Source organism: Bradyrhizobium sp. B124 (assembly GCF_038967635.1).
Classification (GTDB): domain Bacteria; phylum Pseudomonadota; class Alphaproteobacteria; order Rhizobiales; family Xanthobacteraceae; genus Bradyrhizobium.
Map to the genome: position 1 here is coordinate 8576977 of NZ_CP152413.1, position 16554 is coordinate 8593530.

Sequence of the window (16554 nt, forward strand, 5' to 3'; positions counted from 1 at the left end):
CCCGCATGCGCGGGTGATGACACTGAGCACGCTGAGTAAGCTAATTCCGTCACCCCTGCGCAAAGGCTTCGCCTTTGGCGCCGGAGGTGCGAGCGGAGGCAAACTAGCGTACATTCGGAAGCCCCCATGACCCTTCCCGCCGCCCTCATCGCAACGCCCGTCGACGCCGAACGCGCGGCCGAGCTGCGGCGCGTAAAGTGGCTGGCAACCGGCGTGCTGGCGGCCACCCTCGTCATCTTCATCGCCTCGAAGGCGCTGCTTGCGGTGCATCCCGCCTTCGGCTTCATCGCGGCCTTTGCCGAGGCCGCGACCATCGGCGGGCTGGCCGACTGGTATGCCGTCGTCGCCCTGTTCAAGCGGCCGCTGGGGCTGCCGATCCCGCACACCGCGATCATCCAGAGCAATCAGGAGCGCATCGCCGAGAAGCTCGGCGAATTCATCGAGAACAATTTCCTGGAATCCGGGCCCGTCGAGGCCAAGCTGCGCGAGATCGATTTCGGCAGCTTCATCGCCGACTGGCTGCGCGACCGCAAACGTTCGGAAGATCTCGCCCGCTTCGTGCTGCGGATGCTGCCCGAAGCGTTTGCGGCGACCGAGAGTTCGGGCCTCATGCAGTTCATCAGCCGCCGCGTCACGACCCAGGTGCTTTCGATCGACCTCGCGCCGCTTGCGGCCGGCGCGCTGCGCGGCTTCGTGCAGGAGGGCAAGCATGGCGGCCTGCTTGACGACATCCTGCGCGTGCTGCACCAGACGCTGACGCAGCAGGAGACCATGGCCGTGATCCGCGACAAGGTCCGCGCGGAGATGCCGACGCTCTTGAGGCTCTATCGTGCCGACAAGTTCGTGGTGAACCGGATCATCGCCTCGGCCACGAAATTCTTCGAGGAAGTGCGCAACGATCCGCAACATCCGTTCCGCGGCGAGTTCGACCGCATGCTGCTGTCGTTCGTCGATCGGCTCGGCAGCGACAAGGCATTCGCCGATCGCATCGACGGTCTCAAGCGCGATCTGATGGCGCGGCCGGAGCTCGCCAATCTCGGGCGCACCATCTGGGCCAACGTCAAGGATTTCATCGAGCGCAGCGCCTCGGGTGAATCGCAGGTGCTGCAGCATCAGCTGGCACGGATGTTCGTCGAGGCCGGCGACGCGCTCGACGGCGACGCCGAGCTGCGCGCCGAAATCAATCAGGGCCTGGTCGCGATCCTGCGCTCGGTCGTTGCCGAGCAGAAGAGCGGCGTCTCGACGTTCATCGCCGACCAGATGAAGAGCTGGGACATGGAGCAATTGATCTCGCTCATCGAGGTCAATGTCGGCAAGGACCTGCAATACATCCGCTTCAACGGCTCGTTGATCGGCGGGCTTGCTGGGTTGGCACTTTACACGCTGGAATATGTGCTGCGGCTGCTGTGACCGATTGGGCACGGAGATCACTTTAGTTGTGGCAAGTGTGACCTGGACCGCTTGCACCAAAGTGATCGGTTCCCTAGCTTTTCAAGGTTGATTGTTGCGTTGCGGAACGATTCCGCCGGGTTTGCGTCAATCCTGTTGACCCATTTCCGTTGATTCCATTGCCGGCCGCCGCGACGTCAGGGGTCGTGCCGAAGAGGAGTTGAAATGTCCGTTGCTGCGCAGACGCTACGCCCGCCGTCCAGGACACTGATGTTTCTGGAAGGCCGCGCCATTCACGAGCTCGGTGCCTTTCTTGGTGCATTGCCGCTGCTGAGCCTCGCGCCGCGCGGCGATGGGCATCCGGTGCTGGTGCTGCCCGGGCTGATTGCCTCCGACATGTCGACGCGCCCGCTGCGCGACTTCCTCAAGAGCAAGGGCTACGCCGTCAGCGGCTGGCGTCAGGGCCGCAACCTCGGGCTTCGCGCCGGCGTGCAGGACGGGATGGTCGATCTGCTGCAGGAGATGAATGAGACCAGCGGCCGCAAGGTCTCGGTGGTCGGCTGGAGCCTTGGCGGCCTCTATGCGCGCCAGCTCGCGAAGATGATGCCGGAGCGCGTGCGCCAGGTGATCACCCTCGGCAGCCCGTTCGCCGCAGGCCCGAAGGCGACCAACGCCTGGCGCGTCTACGAGATGGCCAGCGGTCGCCGTGCCGACGAAGAGGACCAGCGTTTCGGCGGCTCGCTTGCCAGTGCGCCGCCGGTGCCGACCACCGCGATCTTCAGCCGCACCGACGGCGTCTGCGCCTGGCAGGGTTGCCGCGAGCAGGCCTCGTCGATGACCGACAGCATCGAGGTCGAGAGCAGCCATTGCGGCATGGGCCATCATCCAGCCGCGGTTTACGCGGTCGCCGATCGTCTCGCGCAGAAGGACGGCGAGTGGGCGCCGTTCGATCGCAGCGGCTGGCGCAGCTTCGTCTATCCGGATCCCAACCGCTGACTTACTTGCCTCGCCCTGCTTGCGGGGAGAGGCCGGAGCGCATGAAGCGAAGCGTAATGCGATCCGGGTGAGGGGGAGTCTCCGCGCGTCGTCTCTCACCGTATTTGCGGAGACTCCCCCTCATCCCGACCTTCTCCCCGCACGCGGGGAGAAGGAGAAGACGCCCGCATTGTCGTGAATCGACAAAACGCGCTATGCGTTGGGCATGCCACAGCCGCTTGCCCGCATCGTCGATCAGCTGAAGCGCGAGCCGTCACGCACCGGCTCGATCATCATCACCGTGTTCGGCGATTCCATCGTGCCGCGCGGCGGCTCGGTGTGGCTCGGTACGCTGCTCGAATTCTTCAAGTCGCTCGACATCGACGGCAATGTGGTGCGCACCGCGATGTCGCGGCTCGCCGCCGACGGCTGGCTCGAGCGCAGCAAGGTCGGCCGCAACAGCTTTTATCGCTTGAATGCGAAGGGCCGGCAGACCTTCGACACCGCGACCCGGCACATCTACGATCCGCCGCCGTCGGACTGGACCGGCCGCTTCGAGCTGCTGTTGATCGGCAATGCCGAGGATCGCGACGCCGCGCGCGAGGCGTTGAAGAATGCCGGCTTCGGCAGCCCGCTACCCGGCGTATGGGTTGCGCCATCGGGCGCGCCGATCCCCGATGAAGCGTCGCGCGCGATCCGTCTCGAAGTGTCGGCGGAAGACGACAGCGGGCGCAGGCTGCTCAGCGAGAGCTGGCCGCTCGATCGCACCGCAGACGCCTATCTGAAGTTCATGAAGACGTTCGAGCCGCTGCACGGCTGGATCACCAGGGGCGAGAAGCTGACCGATGGCGACGCCTTCACCGCGCGCATCCTGCTGATCCATCATTATCGCCGGGTCGTGCTGCGCGATCCGCTGCTGCCGTATCAGCTATTGCCGAAGGACTGGCCGGGCAGGGCAGCCCGCAAGCTCTGCGGCGAGATCTATCGCGGGCTGCTTCCGCCGTCGGAACAATGGCTTGACGATCATGCAACCAATGAGGACGGGCAGCTGCCGAAGCCCAACGGGGCCGTGGCACGCCGTTTCGAGGGCACCTGAACATATTACAGAAATATATTGCATTTGGAAATTTGTGTTATATATTCCTGCCTAACAACACACTGGGAGGTCGGCCATGTACACGCAGGCGCTCAATTCATCCGACGGCGACGATCGCGGCGTCGAGGATGTCGCCCGCGCCAGTCAGTTCCAGGCCCGCATCGATGCCGACGAGCGTATCGAGCCGAACGACTGGATGCCCGCGGCCTACCGCAAGACGCTGACCCGGCAGATTTCCCAGCACGCCCATTCCGAAATCGTCGGCATGCTGCCCGAAGGCAACTGGATCACCCGTGCGCCGTCGCTGCGCCGCAAGGCCGCGCTGCTCGCCAAGGTGCAGGATGAATGCGGCCACGGGCTCTATCTCTACGCCGCAGCCGAGACGCTCGGCACCTCGCGCGAAGAACTGGTCGACGGCATGCTCTCGGGCAAGGCGAAATATTCCTCGATCTTCAATTACCCGACCCTGACCTGGGCCGATATCGGCACCATCGGCTGGCTGGTCGACGGCGCCGCGATCATGAACCAGATCCCGCTGTGCCGCTGCTCCTACGGCCCCTATGCGCGCGCAATGATCCGCGTCTGCAAGGAAGAGTCGTTCCACCAGCGCCAGGGCTTCGAGATCATGGTGACGCTGTGCCGCGGCACTGCGGAGCAGAAGGCGATGGCGCAGAACGCGCTCGATCGCTGGTGGTGGCCGGTGCTGATGATGTTCGGCCCGCCGGACCGGGTCAGCCAGCACAGCGACACCTCGACCAAGTGGAAGATCAAGCGCTTCTCCAACGACGAGCTGCGCCAGAAATTCATCGACGCCACCGTGCCGCAGGCCGAATTCCTCGGGCTGACGATTCCCGATCCCGGCATGAAGCAGAACGAGAACGGCAATTGGGAACACAGCCCGATCGACTGGGACGAGTTCAAGCAGGTGCTGGCCGGCAACGGCCCCTGCAACCGCGATCGTCTCGCCGCGCGCCGCAAGGCGCATGACGAAGGCGCCTGGGTGCGCGAGGCCGCGATGGCCTATGCCGAGAAGCGCAAGAGCCGCCAGCTCGCGCAAGCCGCAGAATAAGGGAGCGCTCAAGATGGCCACGCCGAACGTTCCGCTCTGGGAAGTCTTCATCCGCAGCCGCAACGGCCTTGCGCACAAGCATGTCGGCTCGCTGCACGCGGCGGACTCGACGCTGGCGCTGCAAGCCGCGCGCGACATCTACACCCGCCGCGGCGAGGGGCTGTCGATCTGGGTGGTGCCCTCGAATGCGATTACCGCGTCCGATCCGGCCGAGAAGGGCATGATGTTCGAGCCGGCGGAGTCCAAGATCTACCGTCACCCGACCTTCTACGACGTGCCCGACGAAGTCGGGCATATGTGAATTTCACCCGTCACGGCGGGGAGGCGCGTAGCGCTCTCTCGGACCATGACGCCCCGATCGTAACCGCGGCCATCCTTCGAGACGCCTGCTGCGCAGGCTCCTCGGGATGACGTCGAGCAAGTGGATGCAGGTGGAATAGAGAACATGGCAACCGCCAACATCGAAGTCTCCGAAACGCCGCTGGTGCTCTACGCGCTGCGCCGCGCCGACGATGCGCTGGTCCTCGGCCATCGGCTGTCCGAATGGTGCGGCCATGCGCCCGCGCTGGAAGAGGACATGGCGCTCGCCAATATGGGTCTCGACCTGCTCGGCCAGGCCCGCGAGCTCTACACCTACGCGGCCAAGGTCGAAGGCAGGGGCAACGACGAAGACAAGTTCGCCTATCTGCGCGACGTCAGGCAGTACCGCAATCTGCTGCTGGTCGAGCAGCCGAACGGCGACTTTGCCCGCACCATGGTGCGGCAGTTCTTCTACGCGGCGTTCGCCGATCTCTATTGGCGCGCGATGATGGCCTCGTCCGATCCGACGCTGGCCGCGATCGCGGCGAAGTCGGAGAAGGAGAGCGCCTATCATTTGCGGCATTCGTCGGAATGGATCGTTCGCCTCGGCGACGGTACCGAGGAAAGCCATCGCCGCGCGCAGGATGCCATCGACGATCTCTGGGCCTATACCGGCGAGATGTTCGCGGTCGACGACAGCGAGCGCGGCCTGATCGATGCCGGCATCGCGATTGATCCGGCGACGCTGGAGCCGCGCTGGCTGAAGACCGTCACCGGCATCGTCAATGAGGCGACGCTGTCGCTGCCATCGGGCAACTGGATGCAGCAGGGCGGCCGCACCGGCAGCCACAGCGAGCATCTCGGCCATCTCCTCAGCGAGCTGCAATCGATGCAGCGGACCTTTCCGGGGGCAACATGGTGACGGTCGCGCTCAGCGATGCCGATCTGCGCCGGCGCGCCTGGAGCGCGGCCGCGCAGGTGGTCGATCCCGAAATTCCGGTGCTGACCATCGCCGACCTCGGCGTGCTGCGCGATGTCGCGGTCCACGACGGCCATGTCGAGGTCGCGATCACGCCGACTTATTCGGGCTGTCCGGCGATGAACATGATCGCGCTCGAGATCGAGCTCGCGCTGGAACGCGAGGGGATACATCAGCCGAAGGTCCGCACCGTGCTGTCGCCGGCCTGGACCACCGACTGGATGAGCGAGGACGGCCGACGCAAGCTCAGGGAGTATGGCATCGCGCCGCCGCTGCCGGGCTCTTCCCGCCGCGCGCTGTTCGGCGAGCAGGCGGTCGCGTGCCCGCAATGCGGGTCAGGCGATACCGAACTGCTGTCCGAATTCGGCTCGACCTCCTGCAAGGCGCTGTGGCGTTGCAAGAGCTGCCGTGAACCCTTCGACTACTTCAAGTGTCATTGACCATGTCGACCCCACGATTCCATCGACTCTCCGTCAGCGATCTGCGCCGCGAGGCTTCGGACGCCATCTCGATGACCTTCGCGATCCCTGATGATCTGCAAGGTGACTACCGCTTCACGCCTGGCCAGTATCTGACGCTGCGCACCACGATGGACGGCGAGGAAGTCCGCCGTTCCTACTCGATCTGCTCCGGCCCCGATGACGGCGAGCTGCGCATCGCGGTGAAGAAGGTCGACGGCGGCGCCTTCTCGAACTGGGCCGCCGACGAGCTGAAGGCCGGCGACGAGCTCGACGTGATGACGCCGACCGGCCGTTTCGGCGTTGCGCATACGCCCGGCGAGGCGCGAACCTACGTCGGCTTCGCTGCCGGCAGCGGCATCACGCCGATCCTCTCGATCGTCAAGGGCGTGCTGGCGCGCGAGCCGGATAGCCGCTTCTTCCTGTTTTACGGCAACCGCTCCACCGAAGGCGTCATGTTCCGCGAGGAGCTGGAGGAGCTGAAGGACCGCTTCATGCAGCGGCTCTCGGTATTCCACGTCATCTCGGGCGAGGAGCAGGACATCCCGATCCTGCACGGCCGGCTCGACGGCGAGAAGGTGCGGGTGCTGCTGCGCTCGCTGGTGCCGGCTGCGACCGTCGATCACGTCTTCGTCTGCGGCCCGGCCGCCATGAGCGAGACGATCGAGGCGACCTGCCGCGAAATCGGCATCGCCGACGAGCGCATCCATGTCGAGCGCTTCGTGTCGGAATTCGGCGGCAAGCCGCGGGCGAAGGTCGTCGTTCCGGCCGGCGCGCCGCCGAAGGCGATCGCCGGACTGATCATCGACGGCAAGCGCCGTGAGGTCCCGGTGGCCGACGGCGAGTCGATCCTCGATGCCGCGCTGCGCGCCGGCATGGATCTGCCGTTCGCCTGCAAGGGCGGCATGTGCTCGACCTGCCGCGCCAAGCTGGTCGAAGGCGAGGCACTGATGGATCTGAACTATTCGCTGGAGCCGTGGGAGCTGAAGGCGGGGTTCATCCTCACCTGCCAGGCCAAGCCGTGCTCGGGCAAGGTCGTGGTCGACTACGATCATGTTTGACTGTCATTCCCGGTGCGCAATTGCGCACCTGGGGGCATTGCGAAGCGATGAGCCCGGAATCCATAACCACCATCGGGAGTATGGATTCCCCGATGCGCAGTGCGCATCTGAGGCCTGCGCCTTACGGCGCATCCCGGCATGACGAAGCTAGCGTTGACACCCAGGGTGTCGCGCTCAACACTGACGTGACACCAAGAGGCCCGCAGCAAACGGGCCCACGCACAGGGAGTTCGATGTGAACGTGAAGGCCACGCTATCGCCCGAGGATGTCGCACGCGCCTGCGCGGATGCGATGTGGAAGGAAGACGACGCCAGCAAGGGCCTCGGCATGGAGCTCGTCGAGATCAAGCCGGGGCAGGCGGTGATGGCGATGACGGTGCTGCCGCACATGGTCAACGGCCAGCGCATCTGCCATGGCGGCTACATCTTCACGCTCGCTGACTCAGCCTTCGCCTTTGCCTGCAACAGCCGCAACGATCGCGCGGTGGCGGCGCAGGGCAACGTCACATTCATCTGGCCCGGCAAGCTCGGCGACCGTCTGGTGGCGACGGCGCGCGAGATCTCGCGCAGCGGCCGTTCGGGAATCTACGACGTGCGCGTCACCGCCGGCGACGGCGTGATCGCTGAATTTCGCGGACATTCGCGCGTGATACAAGGCACCTGGCTGCCGGACACGGACATCAAGGCATAAGGCTTCAGGGGAAACGTCGATGGCAACGGCAAAGCTCAAGGTCAAGGACGGCGGTTATCACGCCGAGCTCGATGCGGCCGAACGCGCCTCGCGCGACGAGATCATGGCGCTGCAGACCAGGCGGCTCGCCTGGTCGCTCAAGCATGCCTATGACAATGTCGCGCACTACAAGAAGGCGTTCGACGCGGCGGGCGTGCACCCCACAGATTTCAAGCAGCTTGCAGATCTCGCAAAATTTCCCTTCACGGTGAAGACGGATCTGCGCGACAATTATCCCTTCAACATGTTCGCGGTGCCGCGCGAACAGCTGGTGCGGGTCCATGGCTCCTCGGGGACAACAGGCAAACCGATCGTGGTCGGCTACACCAAAGGAGACATCGACACCTGGGCCGACGTGATGGCGCGCTCGATCCGTGCCGCCGGCGGCCGCACCGGCATGCTGATGCACAATGCCTATGGCTATGGCCTGTTCACCGGCGGCCTCGGCGCGCATTACGGCGCCGAGCGGCTCGGCTGCACCGTGATCCCGGTCTCCGGCGGCATGACCGAGCGGCAGGTGCAGCTGATCAACGATTTCCGGCCCGACATCATCACGGTGACGCCGAGCTACATGCTGGCGATCCTCGATGAGTTCAAGCGGCAGGGGCTTGACCCGCGCAAATCGTCGCTGAAGTTCGGCATCTTCGGCGCCGAGCCGTGGACCAACGCGATGCGCGTCGAGATCGAGCAGGCCTTCGACATGGATGCGACAGATATCTACGGCCTCTCCGAGGTGATCGGCCCCGGCGTCGCGCAAGAATGCGTGGAGACCAAGGACGGCCTGCACATCTGGGAAGATCACTTCTATCCCGAGGTGATCGATCCCATGACCGGCAAGGTGCTGCCCGACGGCGAGAAGGGCGAATTGGTGTTCACCTCGCTGACTAAGGAAGGCTTTCCCGTCATCCGCTACCGCACCCGCGACCTGACGCGGCTGTTGCCCGGCACGGCGCGGCCCGGCATGCGGCGGATGGAGAAGGTGACCGGCCGCTCCGACGACATGATCATCCTGCGCGGCGTCAACGTGTTCCCGACCCAGATCGAGGAAGCGCTGCTGGCGACCGACTGGTGCGGCGGCCACTTTGTTATAGAGCTGACCCGCGAGGGCCGCATGGACGAGATGACGGTGCTGGCCGAAGCCCGGCCCGAGAGCTGGGACGGCGAAGGGCTGACCGCGCACGCCGAGAAGGTCGCCGCCTTCATCAAGAACACGATCGGCATCTCCACCCGCGTCCGCGTCGTCGCCCCCGAGACGTTGGAGCGTTCGCTCGGCAAGGCGAAACGTGTTTACGACAAGCGGCCGAAAGAATAGCCTCTCGCCCGCAATGCAAGAGGGTGCGGGGTTTCCATGGCCGATAGCAACGAAGCAACCGCGGCGCAGATCGTGGCCGACATCCGCGACCGGAAGGTGACGGCGGTCAGCGTCGTCGAGGCGGCGCTCGATCGTGCGGAGCGGCTCAAGCACCTCGACGCCTTCATCGTGCTGAACCGCGACGGCGCGCTGGCGGCGGCGCGCCAGGTCGATGCCGGCACGCGCACCGGCGTGCTGGCCGGGCTTCCGATCGTCGTGAAGGACAACATCAACACATCAGATATGCCGACATCGGGCGGCACCCCGGCGCTGCAACACGCCCGGCCTGCGCGCAATGCGCCGTCGCTGAAAAAGCTGCTCGACGCGGGGGCTGTGGTCATCGGCAAGACCAATCTGCACGAGCTCGCCTTCGGCATCACCAGCACCAATCTCGCGCCATTCGCGGGACCGGTGCGGAATCCATATGACACGGCTCGGATCCCGGGCGGCTCATCCGGCGGAACGTCGGCGGCGATCGCCGCACGGATCGCCACCTGCGGCCTCGGCTCGGACACCGGCGGCTCGACCCGCGTGCCCGCGGCGCTGACCGGGACCGTGGGCTTGCGGCCTTCGGTCGGCAATGGCGGCGCCGAGCGGCGCTACCACGACGACAACCAGGTGGTTCCGATCAGCCATACCCGCGACACCGTCGGCCCGATGGGACGCACGGTTGCCGATGTCGCGCTGCTCGATGCCGTCATCACCGGCACGCCACAGGCGTCAGCCGTTCCGCTATGCGGCGTGCGCCTCGGCATTCCCGCCTGTTTCTGGAGCGGTCTCGATCGCGACGTCGAGGCCGTTGCCCACTCAGCCTGCGCCCGGCTCACGGCTGCCGGCGCGGTGCTGGTCGATGTCGATATGCCCGATTTGTTCGAGCAGAACGACAAGGTCTCGTTCGTGCTCGCGCTGCATGAACCGATCGCCGATATCCCGGCCTGGCTCGCCGCCTCCGGAATCGAGGGGATCACGCTGTCCGACATCGCGGCCGGCATCGCAAGTCCCGACGTGGTCGGCGCATTCGGCGCCATCACCGCGGACGCCTTCGGCGCCGCCTATGATGATGCGATCAAGGTGCAGCGGCCGGCGCTGCAGGCGATCTATGCCGCCTATCTCAGGGACAACAAACTGGACGCCATCCTGTTTCCGACCACGATCGCGCCTGCACCTGTCATCGACGAGAAGACCGGCTCCGGCGAGATGTCGGTCAATGGCGGCGAACCGGTGCCGACCTTCGGCACCATGATCCGCAACACCGATCCCGGCAGCAATGCCGGCCTTCCCGGGCTCTCGCTCTATGCCGGCATGACGCCGGATCGCCTGCCGGTTGGGCTCGAACTCGACGGTCCGGTCGGCAGCGATGCCAGTTTGCTCGGGCTCGGCCTGTCGATCGAGGCGATCCTGGGCACGGCCCCACCACCGAAGCTCTGACTCGCCGGCGGTAACAAGCCCCTTGAATTGATCGGTCAGTCGATTAGTCATGGTTTGGGCCGCCTGGCTGCCACGATCCACGCGCCTTGCGGCGCGCTTTTCGCTTCGCCCGCAATGACGAAGGCAATTGAAGGATTGTTATGGACCCCGCCACGATTGTCATCCTCGCCGCCCTGATCATCGGCCTGATCTATGGCTCGGTCGGGCTCGTCAGCGGCTTCTGTATGATGAGCGGCCTGCGCGGCTGGTGGGCGGACGGCGACGGTCGGCTGGTGCGCACCTATGCGCTGGCGATGGGGGTTGCGATCGCGGCCTCGCAGCTGCTGGCGGCGGCCGGTCTCGTCGATCTCGGCAAGTCGATCTATCTGCAGCCGTCGTTCTCGGCGCCGGTGATGTTCCTCGGCGGGCTGTTGTTCGGCTACGGCATGGTGCTGTCGAACGGCTGCGGCTCGCGGGCGCTGGTGCTGCTCGGGCGCGGCAACCTGCGTTCCTTCGTGGTCGTCATCGTGCTCGGCATCTTTGCCGAGATGACGCTGAAGGGCCTGATCGCGCCGCTGCGGATCGCGATGGTGCAGGCCTCGCAGGCCACGGTGTCAGCCAATTCGGTGCCGGCGCTGTTGGCAGGCAGCGGCCTTGGCGCGCTCCCGGCGCGAATGGTAGCCGCCTCGGTGCTCGCGGCGGTCCTGATCATCTTCGCCTTTGTTCATGCGCCGTTCCGCAAGTCGCCGGGCCAGATCGCGGCCGGCCTGATCGTCGGCCTGCTGGTGGCGGGCGGCTGGTACGCGACCGGCTATCTCGGCGCCGATGATTTCAACCCGGTGCCGGTGACGTCGCTCACCTTCATCGCGCCGATCGCCGATGCCCTGCAATACGTGATGCTGTCGACCGGCTCGACGCTCAATTTCGGTATCGTCACCGTGTTCGGCGTGTTTGCCGGCAGCCTGATCACTGCGATTGCCACCGGGCGCTTCCAGCTCGAAGGCTATCGCTCGCCGCAGCACATGCTGCGCTCGGCAAGCGGCGCCGCACTGATGGGCGCCGGCGGCGTGATGGCGTTCGGCTGCTCGGTCGGGCAGGGGCTGACCGGATTGTCGACGCTGTCGCTGTCGTCCTTCATCGCGATCGCCGGCATCATGCTCGGCACCGGCGCCGGGCTGCGCGGAAGCTTGCGGGTCAGGCCGCTCGCGATGGCCTAGGGCGTGTACTCATAACCGGCGGCTTCCAGTCATGAAGCGGAAGTTGCCAGTTCGGTAGTTGTCGGCGGCTTATGACCCATCTCCGACATCACCCCTCCGGCACCCCGGCTATGCGCATGCCCTGGCAGAGGCGCTCTTGTCCAGCGAGATAAATAGGATTGTCGCTTATTTTCGCGGCGCGCAAGCGGCGGATCGTAAAGCCTGGGTTGAGCGCAAATCCCGCTTTCGCAGCTGTTCGCGCCTCATCCAGCGCGCCGAGCAAGCCCAAGGCCGCGGCGAGCAAAAAATGCGCGGGAGCATGAGTGCGGTTGGCCTCAATGCTTCGTCGCAGCCAACTGACGGCTTCGGCATCCGCACCGACCTGTAGCTTTGCCGCGCCCACAAAACGCATCAACCGGTTGGCAACGAGATCGCGGGGGGACAGACGGAGAGCCTCGAGTACGTGGTCTTCAGTCTCGGTAGGGCGACCCATATAGAATTTGGCCAAACCAATAGCGCCATGAGCATAAGCCAAATTGCGATTAAGCGACAATGCCTGCTCGCATTCGGTAATCCCTTGTGCTGCGCGATTTGTACTAATGTACACGAGAGCCAATATCACGCGGGCCATTGCAAGGTTGGGGGATAGTGAAAGTGCTTTGATCGTGTTGGCTTCGGCCGCCGAAAGGAGCGCGGCCCGGTCATCCGTTAACAGGTCGGTTCCCACGGTTAGATCGACGTTTGCCATACCGATCAACGCCCAAATCGCTCCGCCCCCTTGGGGATCGATCGCAAAGGCACGCTCAAAAAAGTCGCGCGCCCGGGTCGCGTGCTCAAGGGTTGGCCCTTTGTAGAAGCAGGCAGTACCCTGAAAGAACAGGTCTAGTGCGTCGGGATGCAGCGACCGCTCCGCTGTTCGTGCCTCGGCCACAATGAGCTGGGCACCTAACGAGTTGGCGAGCCTCGATACGATTTCGTCCTGCATATCGAAAAGATCGGCGACAGGCTTTTCGAAGCGCTCTGCCCAAAGATGTTTGCGGCTTTCGGCATCGATGAGCTGCACGTTCACTCGAAGCCGCTTGCCACTGCGCTGCATGGAACCTTCAAGCACGTACCGGACGTTCAACTCGCGGCCGACTTGCCGTACGTCGATTGGCTTGCCCTTGTACGAGAACGCGCTGTTCCGGGCAATTACGAACAAGCCACCGATGCGCGACAGGTCCGTTGTTAAGTTCTCGGTTACACCATCGACAAAGTAGTCTTGCTCGGGATCGCCGCTGAGGTTGGCGAAAGGCAGCACAACGATGGAAAGACGAGGCGGTGAAAGGGCGCTCGATCCCGCGCGGTGAGACCGCATCGTTAGGCCGTGTTCATCCCAGATCACGGCATAGGTCCGGACTGGGCGGGCGATGTTTTTTAAGTTCTGGTCGCCCAAATCGGCGAACCGAACCCCCACCTTGCCCCTTACTTGATCGTAGGCAGAAGACGCGATGCAGATGCCGCCAGGCTCTGCGATGCCCTCGAGCCGCGCCGCGATGTTAACGCCGTCTCCGAATATGTCATGGGCCTCGACGATTACGTCGCCGATGTTGACGCCCACGCGGAAGGAAACGCGCCTGTCTTCTTTCTCGTGGATTGAAAGTTCCTTGATGCGGGTCTGAAACCGTACGGCGGCTCGGACAGCCTCAACTGAGCTTGTAAACTCCGCCAGGAACCCATCGCCGGTGTTCTTCACGATACGCCCGCCGTGTTCAGCGATTGCTGGCACGACAGCGTCCGCCAAGAGCGCTGTCAATTTGGCATGTGTCGCCTCTTCGTCGTCGTGCATGAGCCGCGAATAGCCAGCCACATCGGCGGCCAATATCGCCGACAACCTGCGCTCGACAGGGAATGGCCGCTCCTGCACCATGGCTCTCAACCCAACCGACGAGATATTGTACGACGGATCGGGCGACCGTGCCACATTGCTAATGTCGCCTGATGCCCAACCGACATGCAGCGACGTCGGTTTCGAAGTCGGCTTCGGAGACCGAAGCGGACGTGATAAAATGTATGAGTACAGGCCCTTATTACGCCCGTGACGGCGCGTCCGCGAGCGCGCTCAGCGCGATGCCGCCGACGATCAGCGCCGCGGCGATCGCGAGCGACAGATCGATCGGCTCGCCGAGCAGAAATGCAGCAGTCACGATGCCGACGATCGGCGTCCCCGTCGTGCCGAGCGAGGTCGTCAGCGCTGGCAGGCTCTTGTTGACCATCGACATCGCCCAATAGGCCAGCGCGGTGCCGATGAAGCCGGAATAGAGAAACAGCAGCACGAGGTGCGGCGACCATGTCACCGTGGGCACGCCCTCGGTGACCAGCGCGGTCGTCGTCAGCACCAAGGTCGCGACCAGCACCTGCCACAGCAGGAGCTGCAGCGGCGTCGCGATCCAGCGGTGCGAGCGGATATAGATGATGTTCGCGGCCCAGCAGATCGCGGCGAGGATGATCATGCCGGCGCCGGCGATGACATGCAGATTGCTCCAGTCCAGCGACGCCGGGTTGAGGATCACGCAGAGCCCGGCGAGCCCGGAAGCGACACCGACAAGTTTCAGCGTGCCGAGCCGTTCAGTCCGCGCGGCGCCGGCGGCGAGCGCGACCCAGAGCGGCGTGGTGTAGCCGAGCACGATGCCCTTGCTCGCCGGCAGATAGCGCAGGCCGGCCGCGACCAGGGTCGAGAAGAACGTCATGTGCAGGAGCGCGACGCTGAGCACGACAGGGACATCGGCGATCCGCGGAATGATCAAATTGCCGCTGGCGCGCAGGATCACCAGCAGGGCGACCAGGGCGACCCAGCTGCGGATCGATGCGGTCCACAGCGGCGGCACCGCCTCGACCAGCGATTTCGTCACCGACCAGTTGATGCCCCAGGCCAGCACCACGACGATGAACAAACCGGCGGCCTTGGCAGGGGAGAGCGATGGGTTCACGGGCGGCATCCTTGCAGGCGATACCGCTTCTGAATAGGATCGCACTGGCTCTCTCGAAAGAGCCAGATTTGACAGATCAAAGGAGCCAGATTGATCCTCGCCGAACTGCTCGCGCTGAAGCGTGCCGATGATGCCGGCCTGACCGCGCAGCTGACGCAGCAGCTGCGTACCCTGATGGCGGGCGGCCGGATCAGGAGCGGGGCCGTGCTGCCGTCGAGCCGCACGCTTGCGGCCGAGCTCGACGTGTCGCGCAACACGGTGACGCATGCCTATGAGCAGCTCGCGGCCGAAGGGTATCTGCGCGTCGCCGCGCGGCGGCGGCCGGTGGTGTCAGACGATATCGAGGCGCGCTTCGCCAGGGCGGTGCCGGCCCCGCGCCGCGATGCCGCCCGCAAGCCGTTGCTGTCGCCCTGGGCCTTGCAGCTCTCCGACACGGATTGGCCGCTGTCCTACCAGGCCGATTTCCGGCCGCTGCGTCCCGGGCTTGCGGATGCGCGCGAATTTCCGCACGAGATCTGGGCGCGCTGCCTGCGGCGCAGCGCATTGCTGCGTCGCTTCAACGACCAGACCGTGATCAACCGGCCGAGCCTGCGCGAGGCCTTGCGCGACTATCTCGAGATCAGCCGCGGCGTGCGCGCCGAGGCCGATCAGATCCTGATCCTGCCGACGGCGCAGGCGGCGCTGACGCTGATCGCCGCGACCACCATCGTGACCGGTGATGCGGTGTGGACCGAGGATCCCGGCTATCCCGGCGCCGCGGCGGCGTTTCGCGCGGCCGGCGCCGACGTCGTCGGTGTCAGGCTCGATCAATGGGGCATGATGCGGACGCGCGAGGCGCGGGCGCCGAAGCTGATCTTCACGACGCCGTCGCATCAGCACCCGACCGGGCGGGTGATGCCGGTTGCGCGCCGCACCGAGCTGTTGGCGGCGGCCGAGCCCGGCAAGACCTGGATCGTCGAGGATGATTACGACGGCGAGTTTCACTATGACAGCCGCCCGATGCCGGCTTTGCAAGGGCTCGATCGCGAGGGACGCGTGCTCTATCTCGGCACCTGCGCCAAGGCGACGACCGCCGATATCCGCATCGGTTATCTGGTGGTGCCGCCACAACTGGCGCGGACGATGGAGATCGCGCAGCGCCATCTCGGGCTGATGGCTTCCGTGCACGTCCAGGAGGCGCTGGCCGGCTTCATGGCCGACGGGCATTTCCTGGCGCATGTCAGGCGGATGCGGCGGATCTATCGCGCGCGCCGCGATCACCTCGCGGCGGCGCTGGCGCGGCACCTCGAGCCGGTGCTCACGGCCGAGGTCCCGCCGGGCGGCATGCAGCTGATCGCGCGTTTCAGGGATGGCGCCGCGGACCGGAGCGCCGTGGCGCGGCTGGTCGCCGCCGGCGTCGAGGTGCGCGCGCTGTCGAGCCTCGCACTGGAGCGGCCGCACGACCACGGCCTGCTGCTCGGTTTCGCCGCTTGGCGCGAGAACGAGATCGGCGCCGCGGTCCGCATCATGGCGAATTGCCTGACGAGGAAGCGTGCGGCGCGTGGCTGAGAGGCGTTCGCACGATTTCGGAATAA

At 65.2% G+C, this 16554-nt stretch carries 15 protein-coding genes; 13 read left to right on the plus strand and 2 right to left on the minus strand.

The genetic code is table 11. The features are described from left to right. Positions 1-126 precede the first annotated feature (126 nt). The 12 genes from AAFG13_RS40105 to AAFG13_RS40160 all read left to right on the plus strand — a co-directional run bounded on the left by AAFG13_RS40105 (position 127) and on the right by AAFG13_RS40160 (position 12032). Positions 127-1410 (plus strand): DUF445 family protein, encoded by a 1284-nt coding sequence (locus AAFG13_RS40105; RefSeq protein ID WP_212311208.1) that lies wholly within the window; start codon positions 127-129, stop codon positions 1408-1410. 204 nt (positions 1411-1614) lie between these two features. Then, positions 1615-2385: an alpha/beta hydrolase gene (locus AAFG13_RS40110; RefSeq protein WP_342710423.1), complete on the plus strand. Its 771-nt coding sequence runs from the start codon at positions 1615-1617 to the stop codon at positions 2383-2385. 205 nt (positions 2386-2590) lie between these two features. Further along, positions 2591-3460 (plus strand): phenylacetic acid degradation operon negative regulatory protein PaaX, encoded by an 870-nt coding sequence (gene paaX / locus AAFG13_RS40115; RefSeq protein ID WP_212311206.1) that lies wholly within the window; start codon positions 2591-2593, stop codon positions 3458-3460. A gap of 76 nt (positions 3461-3536) precedes the next feature. After that, complete coding sequence (gene paaA / locus AAFG13_RS40120; RefSeq protein ID WP_342710424.1) at positions 3537-4529, plus strand: 1,2-phenylacetyl-CoA epoxidase subunit PaaA; 993 nt, start codon at positions 3537-3539, stop codon at positions 4527-4529. A gap of 13 nt (positions 4530-4542) precedes the next feature. Beyond that, positions 4543-4830: a 1,2-phenylacetyl-CoA epoxidase subunit PaaB gene (gene paaB, locus AAFG13_RS40125; protein ID WP_342710425.1), complete on the plus strand. Its 288-nt coding sequence runs from the start codon at positions 4543-4545 to the stop codon at positions 4828-4830. A gap of 144 nt (positions 4831-4974) precedes the next feature. After that, positions 4975-5751: a 1,2-phenylacetyl-CoA epoxidase subunit PaaC gene (gene paaC, locus AAFG13_RS40130; protein WP_342710426.1), complete on the plus strand. Its 777-nt coding sequence runs from the start codon at positions 4975-4977 to the stop codon at positions 5749-5751. Further along, a complete protein-coding gene (gene paaD, locus AAFG13_RS40135) occupies positions 5745-6248 on the plus strand; it encodes a 1,2-phenylacetyl-CoA epoxidase subunit PaaD (RefSeq protein WP_342710428.1) in 504 nt (167 codons plus the stop codon). The genes paaC and paaD overlap by 7 nt, the downstream gene beginning before the upstream one ends. A gap of 2 nt (positions 6249-6250) precedes the next feature. After that, positions 6251-7327 carry a 1,2-phenylacetyl-CoA epoxidase subunit PaaE gene (paaE, locus tag AAFG13_RS40140; protein WP_342710429.1) on the plus strand — a complete coding sequence of 359 codons (1077 nt, stop codon included), beginning with the start codon at positions 6251-6253 and terminating at the stop codon, positions 7325-7327. 235 nt (positions 7328-7562) lie between these two features. Further along, positions 7563-8018: a hydroxyphenylacetyl-CoA thioesterase PaaI gene (paaI, locus tag AAFG13_RS40145; protein ID WP_342710430.1), complete on the plus strand. Its 456-nt coding sequence runs from the start codon at positions 7563-7565 to the stop codon at positions 8016-8018. A gap of 19 nt (positions 8019-8037) precedes the next feature. Then, complete coding sequence (paaK, locus tag AAFG13_RS40150) at positions 8038-9369, plus strand: phenylacetate--CoA ligase PaaK (protein ID WP_342710431.1); 1332 nt, start codon at positions 8038-8040, stop codon at positions 9367-9369. Positions 9370-9405: 36 nt separating this feature from the next. After that, positions 9406-10836, plus strand: coding sequence for an indoleacetamide hydrolase (gene iaaH / locus AAFG13_RS40155; RefSeq protein WP_342710432.1), 1431 nt, complete (start codon positions 9406-9408; stop codon positions 10834-10836). A gap of 140 nt (positions 10837-10976) precedes the next feature. Further along, positions 10977-12032: a YeeE/YedE family protein gene (locus tag AAFG13_RS40160; RefSeq protein WP_342710433.1), complete on the plus strand. Its 1056-nt coding sequence runs from the start codon at positions 10977-10979 to the stop codon at positions 12030-12032. A gap of 88 nt (positions 12033-12120) precedes the next feature. Here the strand turns inward: AAFG13_RS40160 and AAFG13_RS40165 are convergent, their stop codons facing one another. Beyond that, positions 12121-13920, minus strand: a complete 1800-nt coding sequence (locus AAFG13_RS40165; RefSeq protein ID WP_212311198.1) for an adenylate/guanylate cyclase domain-containing protein — start codon at positions 13918-13920, stop codon at positions 12121-12123. Positions 13921-14080: 160 nt separating this feature from the next. Further along, positions 14081-14989 (minus strand): DMT family transporter, encoded by a 909-nt coding sequence (locus AAFG13_RS40170; RefSeq protein WP_212311684.1) that lies wholly within the window; start codon positions 14987-14989, stop codon positions 14081-14083. Between the two features lie 81 nt (positions 14990-15070). Here AAFG13_RS40170 and AAFG13_RS40175 point away from each other — a divergent pair, with 81 nt between their 5' ends. Then, the gene (locus AAFG13_RS40175; RefSeq protein ID WP_342710434.1) at positions 15071-16528 is read left to right on the plus strand and encodes a PLP-dependent aminotransferase family protein; all 1458 of its coding nucleotides are present in this window, start codon (positions 15071-15073) and stop codon (positions 16526-16528) included. Positions 16529-16554: the final 26 nt, after the last annotated feature.

What these genes read in the sequence shown, in the direction of transcription:
- paaX (WP_212311206.1), top strand. Translation starts at nt 2,591, where the DNA reads ATGCCACAGCCGCTTGCCCGCATCGTCGATCAGCTGAAGCGCGAGCCG.
- paaK (WP_342710431.1), top strand. Translation starts at nt 8,038, where the DNA reads ATGGCAACGGCAAAGCTCAAGGTCAAGGACGGCGGTTATCACGCCGAG.
- paaE (WP_342710429.1), top strand. Translation starts at nt 6,251, where the DNA reads ATGTCGACCCCACGATTCCATCGACTCTCCGTCAGCGATCTGCGCCGC.
- paaD (WP_342710428.1), top strand. Translation starts at nt 5,745, where the DNA reads ATGGTGACGGTCGCGCTCAGCGATGCCGATCTGCGCCGGCGCGCCTGG.
- paaB (WP_342710425.1), top strand. Translation starts at nt 4,543, where the DNA reads ATGGCCACGCCGAACGTTCCGCTCTGGGAAGTCTTCATCCGCAGCCGC.
- AAFG13_RS40160 (WP_342710433.1), top strand. Translation starts at nt 10,977, where the DNA reads ATGGACCCCGCCACGATTGTCATCCTCGCCGCCCTGATCATCGGCCTG.
- AAFG13_RS40170 (WP_212311684.1), bottom strand. Translation starts at nt 14,989, where the DNA reads ATGCCGCCCGTGAACCCATCGCTCTCCCCTGCCAAGGCCGCCGGTTTG.
- AAFG13_RS40165 (WP_212311198.1), bottom strand. Translation starts at nt 13,920, where the DNA reads ATGGTGCAGGAGCGGCCATTCCCTGTCGAGCGCAGGTTGTCGGCGATA.
- AAFG13_RS40110 (WP_342710423.1), top strand. Translation starts at nt 1,615, where the DNA reads ATGTCCGTTGCTGCGCAGACGCTACGCCCGCCGTCCAGGACACTGATG.
- AAFG13_RS40105 (WP_212311208.1), top strand. Translation starts at nt 127, where the DNA reads ATGACCCTTCCCGCCGCCCTCATCGCAACGCCCGTCGACGCCGAACGC.
- paaA (WP_342710424.1), top strand. Translation starts at nt 3,537, where the DNA reads ATGTACACGCAGGCGCTCAATTCATCCGACGGCGACGATCGCGGCGTC.
- paaC (WP_342710426.1), top strand. Translation starts at nt 4,975, where the DNA reads ATGGCAACCGCCAACATCGAAGTCTCCGAAACGCCGCTGGTGCTCTAC.
- iaaH (WP_342710432.1), top strand. Translation starts at nt 9,406, where the DNA reads ATGGCCGATAGCAACGAAGCAACCGCGGCGCAGATCGTGGCCGACATC.